The sequence below is a fragment of the Salinicola sp. genome, assembly GCF_982684285.1.
Genome location: NZ_CEXLVS010000099.1, coordinates 1 through 14,212 on the forward strand (window position 1 = coordinate 1; position 14,212 = coordinate 14,212).

The window sequence follows — 14,212 nt, forward strand, 5'->3', positions numbered from 1 at the left end:
AGGTCGATGACGGCTGTTCCCTTTTCTCCATCCACGGTTCATCCCCACGGGCGTGGGGAACACCCCATCATACCGGCTGTGGCTAACTGCAAAATCGGTTCATCCCCACGGGCGTGGGGAACAGAAAAGCGCCTGTGATATTGATATTCTTTAAAACGGTTCATCCCCACGGGCGTGGGGAACAGAACTTCCCAGGTCGAAATAACCCATTGCCCGACGGTTCATCCCCACGGGCGTGGGGAACAGCGAGTACGATTAGTAATCCTGGGGCATTCGTACGGTTCATCCCCACGGGCGTGGGGAACAGTTACGAAAGACCTTGCCGAATGGGCGATTAATCGGTTCATCCCCACGGGCGTGGGGAACAGGATTGACTTGTTTGTTATCTAATTCCGTTAGCCGGTTCATCCCCACGGGCGTGGGGAACAGCGAACACGCGTTCGCGGCCAGGACATTGCCTGCGGTTCATCCCCACGGGCGTGGGGAACAGGTTGCTGCCAAACGTTCCGCCGTAAGACGTAGCGGTTCATCCCCACGGGCGTGGGGAACAGCGGGGCGGCGGCTTCGTCGACTTCTTTTTGATCGGTTCATCCCCACGGGCGTGGGGAACAGTCTAATTGTAGGCTTTTGTTTTTAAAGAGCAAAACAAAGAGTCAACTTTCCACCAGCGATTCCTCCTGATCCGCTCACGAATTAGTAGGAGAGATTAACTCGATTATCAGTCGGTTACAGGAATGCTGGAAATTCATATTGCTAATTACCAGCGATGTTTTTCGCACCACAGCTTTCGGGTCAAGCCATGAACCTCACCAATCTCCCCTTTCCACATCAATTGTTATGTTATAACCTTTGCTTCCGTTTCAGGAGATTGTCATGTCACACCGTCACCGGCACCGCCCCGATGGGCCGTGCCATTTTTCTTTGATGTCGCTGGGGGCCGGGCGGCGCGTGTTGCTGGCGCTGTTGCCGCTGGCGGTGCTGTGGCTCGTCGCGGGTTGGGCTGCCGGGGTGTTCGGTTGATGGCGCAGTCAAGGACACAGGCGATGGATGAGCCCAACACCCTGCTGACACTGGAGTCTCTGTCGCTGGCGCAGGGCAATCGTATGGTGCTGGAGGGTATCGAGGGCCACTTCGAGGCCGGCACCATCACCGCGCTGGTGGGCGCCAACGGGGCCGGCAAGAGCACGCTGGTCCAGGGGATCATGGGCGAGCTTCGCCCTGTCAGCGGTCGGGTCAATTGCCGGGTACCCAACGCCCGGCGTGCCTGGCTGCCGCAGCAGCTGGCGCTGGACCTGACCTTCCCGATGAGCGTCGAGGAGCTGGTGATGAGCGGCTGCTGGCCGACCCATGGCAGTTTCAAGCGCTACGGCCCGACGGAGTATCGCCGCGGCCAGGCAGTGATGCAGCGCCTGGGTCTGCAGGCATTCGAGCACCGCCCGCTGGGCGAGCTGTCCGGCGGCCAACGCCAGCGCGCCCTGCTCGGCCGTACCTTGATGCAGGAAGCCCAGTTGCTGCTGCTGGACGAGCCGTTCGCCAATGTCGATGCCGCCACCGTCGAAGTGCTGATCGAGGTACTGCAGGACATGGCGGCCAAGGGCGCGGCGATCATCATCGTGCTGCACGATCACGATCAGATGACCCGGCTGGCCGATCGGATCCTGCATCTGGAACGCGGGCATGGCACCTGGTCGACGCCCGCCCGGGTCGGCGGCTCCCCCTCCACGGCGGAGACGCTGGCATGATCGACTGGCTGTTCTCTCCGTTGATCGATTTCGGCTTCATGCGCCGCGCGCTGGTGGCCGGCCTGGCACTGTCGCTGGTGGCGCCGCCACTGGGGGTTTTCCTCACCCTGCGCGGCATGAGCCTGGTCGGCGACGCCATGGCCCACGCCGTGCTGCCGGGCGTGGCGGTGGGTTTCCTGCTGGCCGGGTTCTCGCTGCCGGCGATGAGCTTTGGCGGCCTGATCGCCGGGCTGTTGGTGGCAGGGCTGGCGGGCAGCGTGTCGCGCCTGACCGGCCATCGCGAAGACTCCGCCATCGCCAGCTTCTACCTGATCTCGCTCGCCGCCGGGGTGATGTTGATCTCGATGCGCGGCAGCAGCGTCGATCTGACCCACGTGCTGTTCGGCTCGATCCTGGCGGTGGACAGTACCGCGCTGTGGCTGATCGTCAGCGTGTCGAGCCTGACCCTGATCGTGCTCGCCGCGATCTTCCGCATCCTGGTGGTGGAGTGCCTCGACCCGCTGTTCCTGCGCGGCCAGGGCATTCGCGGCGGCGCCGTGCATGGCCTGTTCCTGGGCTTGATGGTGCTCAACCTGACGGCCGGCTTCCAGACGCTGGGGACGCTGATGGCGGTCGGCCTGATGATGCTGCCGGCAACGGCGGCACGCTTCTGGTCGAAACGCCTCGAGGGCCTGATGGGGCTGGCCATCGCCATCGGCATGATCTCGAGCGTGGGAGGCCTGCTGCTCTCCTATCACGCCGGCCTGCCCTCCGGCCCCTGCATCATTCTGCTCGCCGGCATCATCTATCTGTTTTCCGCGCTGTTCGGGCGGTACCACAGCGTCTTTGCCCGCTGGCGTCGTCGGGTCCAGCCCATGCTGCCGCCGGACGCCCACGGCTAACTCGGCACTCCACCGTTCAACTCCACACGAGGAATTCAAGATGTCCCGCCAATCGATCTCTTCCGCGCTGCTCAAGGGGCTCATCGCCGGCGGCTTGAGCGTCGCCGCCCTGTCGCCGATCTACGCCCAGGCGGACCCGCTCAAGGTCGTCACCAGCTTCAGCATCCTCGACGACATGGTCGAGACCATCGGCGCCGACCATGTCGCGGTCACCTCGCTGGTCGGCCCGGACGGCGACGTGCACGCGTTCTCGCCCAAGCCTTCCGACGCGCAGTCACTGGCCGATGCCGACCTGATCGTGGTCAACGGCCTGCAGCTCGAGGGCTGGATCGACCGCCTGATCGACGCCAGTGAATACGATGGCGACATCGTGGTCGCCAGCGACGGCATCAAGACGCGGCCGTTCGAGGGGCATCACGACGAGGGTGACGATCATGGTCACGGTCATGACGACCACGACCACGACCACGACCACGACCACGACCACGACGATCATGATCATGCGGCGAACGGCGGCGCGGAAGGCCATCATCACCATCATGGCGACGTCGATCCGCACGCCTGGCAGGATCTCGAGAACGGCGAGCAGTACGCCCGCAATATCCGCGATGCGCTGGTGAAGGCCGATCCGGACCACGCCGACGACTACCGCGCCAACGCCAAGCAGTACATCGAGAAGATGGAAGCGCTGGACACCGAGGCCAAGCAGCGTATGGCGCAGATCCCGCAGGAAAATCGCCTGATCATCACCAGCCACGACGCGTTCGGCTACTTTGCCGACGCCTACGGCCTCGAGCTGCTGTCGCCGGTGGGTATCAACACCCTGGCCGAACCCAGCGCCAGCGACATGGCCCAGTTGACGCAGCAGATCGAGAGCAGCCACGCCAAGGCGCTGTTCCTGGAAAACATGAGCAACCCGGCACTGATCAATCAGCTGCACGAGGAGACCGGCGTCGCCATCGGCGGCACGCTGTATGCCGACGCGCTGACGCCCGATGGCGAAGGCAGCACCTATCTCGGCATGTTCCGTCACAACGTCGACACGCTGATCGAGGCGTTGACGGCCGACGACTGACTCGGCGGGACCGGCGGCACTTCGGCGCCGCCGGTCGCTCCTCGCACTGGTCAATCACCGCCACCTGGACGACACTGCTCTCGACCCTTCGCCGAGACAGTGTCGTTTTCATGCCGCCAGTGACTGCCCCCCACCGTCATCTCAGCCTCGCCCAGGCCCGGCGGCTCGCCCTGAAGGCCCAGGGATTCACCGCCTCCTCTCCCGATACCGTCAACCGCGGCCATCTCAATCGCCTGCTGAACCGCCTTGGCGTGTTGCAGATCGACTCCGTCAACGCCCTGGCCCGCTCCCACTACCTGCCCGTCCTGTCGCGGCTCGGCCCATATCCGACGGCGCTGCTCGACGAGGCGGCCTGGAGCCGCAACCGTCACCGGTCCCTGTTCGAGTACTGGGGCCACGAAGCCTCGCTGCTGCCGCTGTCGCTCTACCCGGCGATGCGCTGGCGCATGCGCCGTGCCCAGGATGGCATCGGCATCTACAAGCACCTGGCGAGGTTCGGGCGGGAGCGGCGCGACGTGATCGAGCGCGTGCTGGCCAGCGTGCGCGAGCAGGGCCCACTGGGGGCGGGGGCGCTGAACACGCGGGAAGGTCCGTCAGGCCCGTGGTGGGACTGGAGCGAGGAGAAGCAGGCGCTGGAGTGGCTGTTCGCCGCCGGGGAGGTCACCGTTGCCCGCCGCCGGGGCTTCGAACGGCTCTACGATCTCCCCGAGCGGGTGCTGCCGAGCGCGATACTGAACCAGCCCGAACCCGAGCTGCTCGAAGCCCATCGCCAGCTATTGGCCCAGTCCGCCACCGCCCTGGGAGTGGCCACCGAGAAAGACCTCCGCGACTACTATCGACTGGCACCGAACGATACCCGTACCGCGCTCGAGACCCTGGTCGAGGACGGCACCTTGACGCTGGTCGCGGTGCAGGGCTGGCGCCAGCCCGGCTACCTGCTCGGCGAACCCAGCGTGCCGAGGCGTGTCGAGGCCGCTGCCCTGCTGTCACCGTTCGACTCGCTGGTCTGGTACCGCGAGCGAACCGAGCGACTGTTCGGGTTCCACTATCGCCTCGAGTTCTACGTGCCGCCTCGCAAGCGCGTCTACGGCTACTATGTCATGCCCTTTCTCCACGGTGACCGGCTCATCGGGCGTGTCGATCTCCGTGCTCGTCGCGCCGAGGGCGAGCTGACGCTCCTCGCGCTCCACCCGGAACCGGAGATCCGCTTCGGGGAGGAACACCTCACCGCCCTGGCGCAGCAGTTCGAGCAACTGGCCGCCTGGCTGGGGCTTCCGCGTATCCATCTCGCCTGCGAACGCCCGCTGGCCCAGCGCCTCATGGCCCACTGGCCGGTGGACTCGCAACGGCGGCGCCATCTCTGAAGCCGGCGCGTCCCTCTTCCCTCTTCCCTCTTCCCTCCTCCCTCTTCCCTCCTCCCTCTTCCCTCCTCCCTCTTCCCTCTTTCCTCTTTCCTCTTTCCTAATAATACTTCTGCGACCAATAACCACATTATTATTGTGGTTATTCGGGCGTAGGCTGATTCCGACGCCACGACCCCACCGGTTGCGGCGAGTACACCAAGGGCCATCAAGGGGACGCCATTCATGAACACGATCCTACGCCGCTTGAGCATCGCCGGACTGGCGGTGGCGACATCACTCGGCACCAGCAGCGCCTTCGCCTACGGTGCCGGCGACTGGTTCACCCACTTCGGTATCGCCAAGGTCTCGCCCAAGAGCGACAACGGTAACTTCGATGCCATCGGCGTCGACAAGGTCGACGTCGACGACGAGAGCGGCTTCGCTTTCACGCTCGGTTATCGCTTCCTGGACAACTGGGGCGTCGAACTGCTGGCCGCCCAGCGCTTCAAGCACGACATCAATCTGGATGGCACCCAGATGGCTTCCACCAAACATCTGCCGCCGACCCTGACACTGCAGTACTACCCGCTCGGCGGCACCGATGCCCGGGTTCAGCCCTATGTCGGCGCCGGCCTGAACTACACCCACTTCTCCGACGAGAAGGTCGACGGCGGCAGTCTGGACATGGATGACTCCTGGGGCGCTGCAGCGCAACTTGGCGTCGACCTGCTGATCGACGATCACTGGTCGTTGAATGCGGCGGCCTGGTATCTGGATATCGACTCCGACACCACCGCCACGATCGGTGGCGAATCCTACGACACCACGGTACATATCGACCCCGTCGTGGTCATGGGTGGCATCGGCTATCGCTTCTGAAGCGAACCGCCGCCACCCGGCCGGCTCGTCCCTGGCCACCGTCCGGTGGCCAGGCATATGGCGCGCCGAATTGACGTCCCCCGCCGAGATTTTTGCCCAAAACTCTAGACTTACGTCGGAGATCATGTGATCATTCGCAGACTAACTTTTATTCCGCTTCACTACTGACCCATGGGTGACCGCACCCATGGGCGCTGGTCATTCATGATTCGAATCCCCGCCGATCACTGGCTACTGGCGTTGAGAACGGTACTGGCCGTCTGGCTGGCCCTGTTCCTGGCCATGCGCCTCGATCTCTACCAACCCGCCTGGGCCATCCTGGCGGTGATGATCGTGACCCTGCAGCCGGTCATGTTCACCGGCGGCACGCCGCCGCTCGGCATCATCATCGGGCGCAGCGTCGCACGGCTGTTCGGCACCCTGTTCGGGGCGGTCGTCGGGCTGGGGCTGATCGCCCTGTTCGGCCAGCAGCCCATGCTCTATCTGCTGTTTTCCGGTGGCTGGCTCGCCTTCTGCATGTACTGGGTGATGCTCGAGCAGGACGAATACCTCGGCTACGTGATGATGCTCAGCGGCTATACCGCGACCCTGGTCTCGCTGACGGCCATCGGTACCGGCGTCGACCAGATCTGGACGATCGCGCTTGCCCGCTTCACCGAGACGGCGCTGGGGATCGGCTGCGGCCTGCTGATGCACGTGGTCATCGCGCCGCGTTTCGGCAGCCGCGCGCTGCCCGGGGCGCTGTCCTCCTTCCTCTCGCTGAGCGCCAGGGAAACGCTGGCGTCGCTGGACGCGCCGCGCTCACGAGCGCAACGGGACGACGGGCTCAAGGCGCTGCTGGCGACTTATCAGCAGTTCGAGAAGTTGCGGGGACTGACGCGTCTCGAGACCCGCCGGCTCAGCCATTTCATTCCGGCGCTGGATCGCTTTGCCGCCGACGGCCTGGCGCTGCTCACCGCCGTGCGGGAACTGCAGACGGCGCTCGATTACCTGCGCGCCTGCGACGATGGCGAACGCTGGCTGAACCAACTGGCCACGGAGGCGGTCCCGCTGCTCGAGACGATCGCGTCGGCGCCGGATGGCGAACCCCGCGAACGCCTGGTGCTGGCCGATTTCGACTGGGACGACACCACGGTCGAGCCGCGCAGTCGCGCCCGCGCCGAGCTGGTTCGCCAGCGTCTCGGCGAAGTGCTGGGGCTGCTCCAGCACGGCCGGCGATTGCGCCACGCCCTCGACGATCCGGCCTCATCGCGGATCGAGACGCTACCCCGCGAGCGCCGCTCGCGAACTACCCACAACGAGCATTTCGTGGCCCGCTTCAACGCCTTCCGCGTGTTCGTCGCCTTCGAGCTGCTGGGCCTGTTCTGGATCCACAGCGGCTGGCACTCCGGCTATCTCGCCATGATGCTGCTGGGCGTCTTCACCATGCTGTTCGCCAAGGCGCCCGATCCCGCGGCAGTGGTCTATCAGTTCCTGTGGGGCTCGATCGCCGCGGTGGTCTTTGGCGGCGTCCTGCTGTTCCTGGTGCTGCCGGTGATCAACGGTTTCCCGCTGCTGGCGCTGGCCGTCGCGGTACCGGTGACGATCGGCACGCTGCTGACCCCTCATCCGCGCTGGTCCGCGATCGGGCTGGCCGGCGCCATCACCATGATGACGCTGCTCAATCTCAACTCAACCTACACTTTCGCCCCGGCGCGCTACATCAACGGCGGGCTGGCCTCGATCATCGGCACCCTCTGCGCCATGTTCACCTACTCCCTGCTGCGCCAGCGCTCGCCGGAGGAGCGCATCCGCATCCTGATGGCCGCCTACTGGCGCGGCCTGAGCCGGCTGATGCGGGAGAGATCGCTGCCCAACCGTGCCCGCCTGGAGAGCCGCCTCTATGACCGACTGGGCCGGCTGGTCGCCCTCGGCGGCAGCGACCGGGCCCTGCGCGAAGCCATCGACCTCCACGCCATGGCGCTGTGCGTGTGGCGCATCCGCCGTCTGCGCGACGCGCTCGGCCCCCATCGTGCCGAGATCGAAGCCTGGCTCGCCGGCATCGGCGCACGGCTGATCGCCCGCGAACGCCACGATCCCGCCGTCTGGCGGACCCTGGCCGACGAAGCCATCGCCTGGGTCGAGCGGCTCTATCACGAGACCCACCTGCCGATCGCCAGCATCGGCGAGATCGCCATGCTGGGTCACCTGATGCGCGAAGCGCCGGGGGTGACCCTCGAGGCCCGCGCCAACGCCGAGACGGCAGACGTCTCGACGGCGGCCACTACCGGAGACCCGCGACATGCTGGCTGAATGGTCCTTCCTGGGATTTCTGATGCCGCCGCTGGCCGTTCCGGTCCTGGTGCTGTGCGTGTGGCGCATCCGCCGTCTGCGCGACGCGCTCGGCCCCCATCGTGCCGAGATCGAAGCCTGGCTCGCCGGCATCGGCGCACGGCTGATCGCCCGCGAACGCCACGATCCCGCCGTCTGGCGGACCCTGGCCGACGAAGCCATCGCCTGGGTCGAGCGGCTCTATCACGAGACCCACCTGCCGATCGCCAGCATCGGCGAGATCGCCATGCTGGGTCACCTGATGCGCGAAGCGCCGGGGGTGACCCTCGAGGCCCGCGCCAACGCCGAGACGGCAGACGTCTCGACGGCGGCCACTACCGGAGACCCGCGACATGCTGGCTGAATGGTCCTTCCTGGGATTTCTGATGCCGCCGCTGGCCGTTCCGGTCCTGGTGGCGCTGGGGCTCTACCTGATTCTCCGGCGTCTCTTCGTGCGCCTGGGGCTCTATCACTGGTTCTGGCAACCGGTGCTCGCGGATATCGCGATCTACGCTTTGCTGTTGTGGTCGGTGCTGGCCCTGACGGGCTCGCTACCGATCGCTGGATGAGGAAAAGACCTTGATGAACTGGCCTACCGGACTCCGCAGGACTGTGCGGCTGCTGCTGACCCTCGCCCTGGTCGCCGCCGCGATCGTCGCCGTCGCTCAGCTCTGGAATCACTACATGCACGATCCGTGGACCCGCGACGGCCGGGTCCGTGCCGACGTGGTCAATCTCGGCACCGACGTCGCCGGCCTCGTCGACAGTCTCGAGGTGCACGACAACCAGCGGGTGGCGAAAGGCGACGTGCTGTTCACCATCGATCAGCAGCGCTACCGGCTGGCCCTGGACGAGGCCCAGGCCAACCTGCACCAGCTGGTGCAGAAGCGTGACGAGGCCCAGGCCGCCAACAGCCGTCGCCAGCGACTGAAGAACTACGTCTCCCAGGAGGACAAGGACAACGCCCGTTTCTCGCTGGCCACGGCCCAGGCCGCGGTCGAGCAGGCCGAGGTCGAAGTCGACCAGGCCAAGCTGGACTTGGAACGCGCCACCGTGCGCGCGCCGGTCGACGGCTACGTCACCAACCTGCTGCTGCGTCCCGGCCAGTACGTGACCGTGGGAACGGATGCCATGACCCTGGTCGACGCCCACAGTTTCTACGTGCTGGGCTATTTCGAGGAGACTAAGCTCGACAGCATCGACATCGGCGCCCCCGCCAGGATCCAGCTGCTGGCCAACGAGCGCCCGATCTGGGGCCACGTGGACAGCTTCGCCCGCGGCATCAGCGACAGCAGCTTGAGCAGTCAGCAGAACGGCCTTGCCACGGTCAACGCCTCCTTCGACTGGGTGCGCCTCTCCCAGCGCATCCCGGTGCGCATCGCGCTGGACGACATTCCCGAAGGGACCAAGCTCTCCGCCGGCCTCACCGCCACCGTCTATCTCGACGGCGACCGACGCGAGCGCGAAGAGGCCCCCGGCTGGTGGAAGCCGATTCGCCAGTGGTGGGAAGGATTGATCGGTATCTGATCCGACAAACAAACGCCCCGACGATCTCTCGCCGGGGCGTGGGGTTGGCGTGGAAATTCCGTCACTCAGTCGAAGTAGCTGAAGGTCTCGCCGGGCTTGATGTCGAGCAGCGCGTGATAGATCAGCTCGATCACGTTCTCGACGTCCTGCTTGTGGACCATCTCCACGGTGGTGTGCATGTAGCGCAGCGGCAGCGAGATCAACGCCGAGGCGACGCCGGAGTTGGAGTAGGCGAAGGCATCGGTATCGGTGCCGGTGGCACGCGAACGCGGCAGCCGCTGGAACGGGATCTTCTGCTCGGTGGCGACCTTGATCAGGCGTTCGCGCAGCTTGTTCTGGATCGCCGGGGCGTAGCAGATCACCGGGCCGTCGCCGATCTTGTTGGCGCCCTCGCGCTTGGGTTCGATCATCGGTGTCGAGGTGTCGTGGCTGACGTCGGTGACGATCGCCACGTTCGGGTCCAGCCGCTCGGCGATCATCTCCGCCCCGCGCAGGCCCACTTCTTCCTGCACCGCGTTGACGATGTAGAGGCCGAAGTCGAGCTTCTGCTTGCGTGCCTTCAGCAGCCGCGCCACTTCCGCGATCATGAAGCCGCCGATGCGGTTGTCGATGGCCCGACAGACCAGCTTGTCGCCGTTGAGCACGAAGAACTCGTCCGGGTAGGTGATCACGCAGCCGACATGCACGCCCAGCGCCTCGACCTCGTCCTTGGTGCTGCAGCCGACGTCGATGAAGATGTTGTCGAGCTCCGGCGGCTTCTCCTTCGGCCCCTGGCGGCGGGTATGGATCGCCGGCCAGCCGAACACGCCCTGGACGATGCCGTTGTCGGTGTGGATGTTGACCCGCTTGGAAGGGGCGATCTGGTGATCGCTGCCGCCGTTGCGGATGACGTAGATCAGGCCGTTGTCGGTGATGTAGTTGACGTACCAGGAGATCTCGTCGGCGTGGCCTTCGATCACCACCTTGTACTCGGCGTCCGGGTTGATCACACCCACGGCGGTGCCGTAGGTGTCGGTGATGAACTCATCCACGTAGGGACGCAGATACTCCATCCACAATTTCTGCCCCTCCCACTCGTAGCCGGTGGGCGAGGCGTTGTTGAGATAGCGCTCCAGAAACGTCATCGCATCCGCGTCGAGCGGCTTGGCGCTGCCTCGGCCGCCTTTGGTGGTTTTCTTGGGGCTCTTGTCCGTGCTCTTGCTCATGCATCTTTCCTAAACGAGTCATGAAGGTGACTCTAGCTTAGCAGCCCCTGACGCGTGATTGCTTCATCGGTTCCCGTTCGCGTCTACGCTAGTGGTCTCACTCGACCCACCGGAGAGACAAGGATGACTCGACACCCACTGCGCCACCACCAGCGCTTCGATTACCGCCCGATCACCGATCGGGACGACTGGCGCTGGCCCGGCGACACCGGTCTGGCGGTCTACGTCGGACTCAACCTGGAGCACTACGCCTTCGGCGAGGGGCGAGGCGTGGGGATCGCACCGCCAGCGCCGGCGGGCGAGCCGGACGTACTCAATTACGCCTGGCGCGAATACGGCAACCGGGTCGGCGCCTGGCGCTGTCTCGAACTCTTCGAAGCGTTGAACCTGCCGGTGGGTGTGATCGCCAATACCGCGATTCTCGATCACTGCCCGGCGCTGCTGGACGCCTTCGCCGAACGGGGCGACGAGATCATCGCCCACGGCCACACCAATGCGGAGCGGCAGGGCCAGCTCGGCATCGACGAAGAGCGCGAGCTGATCCGCCGTTGCCGAACGCGCCTGGCCGAGCGCTACGGCCAGGCGCCCGAGGGCTGGCTGTCGCCGTGGATTTCGGAGAGCGAATCGACACCCGACCTGCTGCGCGAAGCCGGATTCGGCTACTCCCTCAACTGGGCCCACGACGATCGTCCGATCGCCATGCAGACGACTCACGGCGACCTGTGGTCGATCCCCTATCCGCAGGAGCTCAACGACATTCCCACCATGTCCTCGCACCGCGTCTCGATGAGTGAGTTCGCGACGATGATCCGCGATCAGTTCCACGAGCTCCGCGAGCAGTCCCGCCACCAGCCGCTGGTGATGGGTATCTCGCTGCACCCCTGGCTGGTGGGGCAACCCTTTCGGCTGCGCCAGTTGCGCGAGGTGCTCGCCGAGCTGGCCGACTACCGCGAGGCCCAGGGCGTGTGGTGGACGACACCGGGCGCCATTGTCCGCCAAGTTGAAGCAGTGGCGTGACCTGATCTGGTCCCGCCAACGCTTGCTCAGGAGATGGAAGCGGCCTTGGCTGCCAGGTCCAGTCTCCGGATTGCCGATATCGGCAATCAACGAGGCCAGCACGGATGAGAGGGTCGCCGAGGCGAACGTGTCGGCATGAGGCAAATGACGATGGCAGACGGTATCCTTGCGCCTTGGTGCCACTTGCCATCGCTTGTGACTTTTTATTTAAATAGTCACCATGCAGATCCTATTGGACGGGAAGCCAATCTCTTCCTGTTTTCGTACCCCTGCCTTGGGAAACACACGACCCATGCCCCACTCTTTTCAGCCAGATCCCGCTCGTGGCCCGGCCGAACACGACATTCGCGATCAGATCGTGGCGGCAGCTCAGACGCACTTCAGCCAACACGGCTACGACAAGACGACCGTCTCGGAACTCGCCAAGGCGATCGGCATTTCCAAGGCGTACATCTACAAGTTCTTCGCTTCCAAGCAGGCAATTGGCGAGGTGATCTGCAGCGACTGCCTGGAGGAGATCGATCGCGATATCAGCGCCGCCGTGGCGTCGACCGACCACCCTCCAGAGCAGCTGCGACGCCTGTTCCAGGCGCTGGTGACCTCGAGCCTTCGGCTATTTTCCGAAGCGCGCAATCTCTACGAGATCGCCGCCGCCGCGGCATCCGACAACTGGCCGCCAGTGGTGCTCTACGAGAGGCGCGTCAGGTCACTGATCGAAGCCATCGTCGTCGCGGGGCGCCAGCGTGGCGACTTCGAGCGCAAGACGCCGCTGGATGAAGTCTGCGCATCGATCTACCTGATCATCCGCCCCTACATGCACCCCGTCATCCTCAAGCAGAGTCTCGAGCAGGTCGGCTCGGCCCCCGGCCTGCTCTCCAGTCATATTCTGCGCAGCCTGGCCCCTTGAATGATTGTGGTAGTGACCAATTAGTAATATAGTCACGACTTCACAATTTGGATTCGGCCAACACCATGAAGGGTCTGCGACTGGCGCTCCGGCGCCCCAGGGCGGTGACGACGGCTACGCTTCTGCTATTGGCGCTCGTCGGCTGCGAACAGCAGCAGAGCGCGGACCCGCGAACCGAGCCACCGCGGGTGCGCGTGGCAACGGTCACGCCGGCCGAGCCCGAGTCGCGCACATTCACCGGCGTCATCTCGGCAAGGGTCGAGAGCGACATCGGCTTTCGAGTCGATGGCAAGATCCTTTCACGACTGGTGGACGTGGGTGAGCAGGTCAAGCAGGGCGAACCGTTGGCGCGGCTCGATCCCGTCGATCTCACCCTGAACGCCGAGTCGGCGGCCCAGGCGGTATCCGCCGCTCGGGCGCGTGCCAAGCAGACCGAGGATGACGAGCGCCGTTATCGCACGCTGCGCGATCGTGGTGTCATTGCCGTATCACGCTACGATGAGGCCAAGGCGGCGGCCGATGCGGCGCAGGCCGATCTCGAGGCGGCAAGCGCGGAAGCCGAGGTGGCGCGCAACGCGACCCGGTACTCGACCCTCGTCGCCGACGCCGATGGCGTGGTCATGGATACCTTTGCAGAGCCTGGTCAGGTCGTTGCGGCCGGGCAGACAGTAATCCGATTGGCCCAGGCAGGCCCCCGCGAAGCACTCGTTGAGCTGCCTGAGACACTGCGACCACCACTCGGCTCGATGGCACAAGCGACTCTCTATGGTCTAGCGTCCAGCGGGCCCGCCGCACTGCGCGAACTGTCGGAATCCTCGAATACATCCACGCGTACCTACGAGGCACGCTACGTGCTGGGCGCCGAATTCGCCGACGCGCCGCTCGGAGCGACTGTCAGCGTTCGGCTGCCGATGAGGGGCTCAGACGCAAACGAAATGCTGACGATCCCACTCAGCGCGCTCTATGACGCGGGAGCCGGTCCCGGTGTCTGGGTGGTCGACGGGGATCCCGCCACGGTGCATTGGCAATCCGTCGATGTCCGCGTCGTCAGTGACGAGCGAGCCGGCGTGAGCGGAGCGCTCGAACCGGGCACCCGCATCGTGGCAATGGGCGCGCATCTACTGCGGGAGGGGGATACGGTTCGCCTCGCCGGGGCGCGCGTTGACGCTGCGCCGGAATCGCCGCAATGAGTCGCTCGCGTTTCAATCTCTCCTCACTCGCCGTGCGGGAGAAATCCGTCACGCTGTTTCTCATTGTGCTGATCTCGCTGGCTGGCGCGTTCTCGTTTCTCAATATGGGGCGTGAGGAAGACCCGGCCTTCACGGT

Annotated in this window: 14 protein-coding genes and 1 CRISPR repeat array; of the genes, 13 read left to right on the forward strand and 1 reads right to left on the reverse strand. The window is 65.0% G+C overall.

Annotated elements, in window-relative coordinates; all coding sequences use genetic code 11:
* The first annotated feature begins 34 nt into the window (after nucleotides 1-34).
* Nucleotides 35-612: direct repeats of the CRISPR family, unit length 29 nt; unit sequence CGGTTCATCCCCACGGGCGTGGGGAACAG.
* 261 nt (nucleotides 613-873) lie between these two features.
* From AC3AYF_RS10355 to AC3AYF_RS10400, 10 genes are all read left to right on the forward strand, one after another.
* The gene (locus tag AC3AYF_RS10355; protein WP_167404608.1) at nucleotides 874-1,020 is read left to right on the forward strand and encodes a hypothetical protein; all 147 of its coding nucleotides are present in this window, start codon (nucleotides 874-876) and stop codon (nucleotides 1,018-1,020) included.
* Nucleotides 1,021-1,043: 23 nt separating this feature from the next.
* Complete coding sequence (locus AC3AYF_RS10360) at nucleotides 1,044-1,742, forward strand: metal ABC transporter ATP-binding protein (RefSeq protein WP_295039131.1); 699 nt, start codon at nucleotides 1,044-1,046, stop codon at nucleotides 1,740-1,742.
* A complete protein-coding gene (locus AC3AYF_RS10365) occupies nucleotides 1,739-2,623 on the forward strand; it encodes a metal ABC transporter permease (protein WP_295039129.1) in 885 nt (294 codons plus the stop codon). The genes AC3AYF_RS10360 and AC3AYF_RS10365 overlap by 4 nt, the downstream gene beginning before the upstream one ends.
* 40 nt (nucleotides 2,624-2,663) lie before the next feature.
* A complete protein-coding gene (locus AC3AYF_RS10370) occupies nucleotides 2,664-3,698 on the forward strand; it encodes a metal ABC transporter solute-binding protein, Zn/Mn family (protein WP_295039128.1) in 1,035 nt (344 codons plus the stop codon).
* A gap of 110 nt (nucleotides 3,699-3,808) precedes the next feature.
* On the forward strand, nucleotides 3,809-5,062 hold the full coding sequence (locus AC3AYF_RS10375; RefSeq protein ID WP_295039126.1) for a winged helix-turn-helix domain-containing protein: 1,254 nt from the start codon (nucleotides 3,809-3,811) through the stop codon (nucleotides 5,060-5,062).
* Between the two features lie 222 nt (nucleotides 5,063-5,284).
* Entirely contained in the window at nucleotides 5,285-5,920 is a 636-nt protein-coding gene (locus AC3AYF_RS10380; RefSeq protein ID WP_295039124.1) for an OmpW/AlkL family protein, read from the forward strand.
* A 204-nt stretch (nucleotides 5,921-6,124) separates the two neighbouring features.
* Complete coding sequence (locus tag AC3AYF_RS10385; protein ID WP_487779706.1) at nucleotides 6,125-8,212, forward strand: FUSC family protein; 2,088 nt, start codon at nucleotides 6,125-6,127, stop codon at nucleotides 8,210-8,212.
* On the forward strand, nucleotides 8,202-8,594 hold the full coding sequence (locus AC3AYF_RS10390; RefSeq protein ID WP_487779707.1) for a hypothetical protein: 393 nt from the start codon (nucleotides 8,202-8,204) through the stop codon (nucleotides 8,592-8,594). The genes AC3AYF_RS10385 and AC3AYF_RS10390 overlap by 11 nt, the downstream gene beginning before the upstream one ends.
* A complete protein-coding gene (locus tag AC3AYF_RS10395) occupies nucleotides 8,584-8,799 on the forward strand; it encodes a DUF1656 domain-containing protein (RefSeq protein WP_295039121.1) in 216 nt (71 codons plus the stop codon). Before AC3AYF_RS10390 ends, AC3AYF_RS10395 begins: the two co-directional genes overlap by 11 nt.
* Nucleotides 8,800-8,812: 13 nt before the next feature.
* On the forward strand, nucleotides 8,813-9,757 hold the full coding sequence (locus AC3AYF_RS10400; protein ID WP_295039134.1) for an efflux RND transporter periplasmic adaptor subunit: 945 nt from the start codon (nucleotides 8,813-8,815) through the stop codon (nucleotides 9,755-9,757).
* Between the two features lie 65 nt (nucleotides 9,758-9,822).
* On the opposite strand, the gene AC3AYF_RS10405 is transcribed toward AC3AYF_RS10400, so the two are convergent.
* The gene (locus AC3AYF_RS10405; RefSeq protein ID WP_295039118.1) at nucleotides 9,823-10,962 is read right to left on the reverse strand and encodes a M42 family metallopeptidase; all 1,140 of its coding nucleotides are present in this window, start codon (nucleotides 10,960-10,962) and stop codon (nucleotides 9,823-9,825) included.
* A gap of 123 nt (nucleotides 10,963-11,085) precedes the next feature.
* Here AC3AYF_RS10405 and AC3AYF_RS10410 point away from each other — a divergent pair, with 123 nt between their 5' ends.
* From AC3AYF_RS10410 to AC3AYF_RS10420, 3 genes are all read left to right on the forward strand, one after another.
* Nucleotides 11,086-11,979, forward strand: coding sequence for a polysaccharide deacetylase family protein (locus tag AC3AYF_RS10410; RefSeq protein WP_295039115.1), 894 nt, complete (start codon nucleotides 11,086-11,088; stop codon nucleotides 11,977-11,979).
* Nucleotides 11,980-12,271: 292 nt separating this feature from the next.
* Complete coding sequence (locus AC3AYF_RS10415) at nucleotides 12,272-12,886, forward strand: TetR/AcrR family transcriptional regulator (protein ID WP_295039113.1); 615 nt, start codon at nucleotides 12,272-12,274, stop codon at nucleotides 12,884-12,886.
* A 65-nt stretch (nucleotides 12,887-12,951) separates the two neighbouring features.
* Nucleotides 12,952-14,076, forward strand: coding sequence for an efflux RND transporter periplasmic adaptor subunit (locus AC3AYF_RS10420; RefSeq protein WP_295039111.1), 1,125 nt, complete (start codon nucleotides 12,952-12,954; stop codon nucleotides 14,074-14,076).
* The last annotated feature ends 136 nt before the right edge of the window (nucleotides 14,077-14,212 follow it).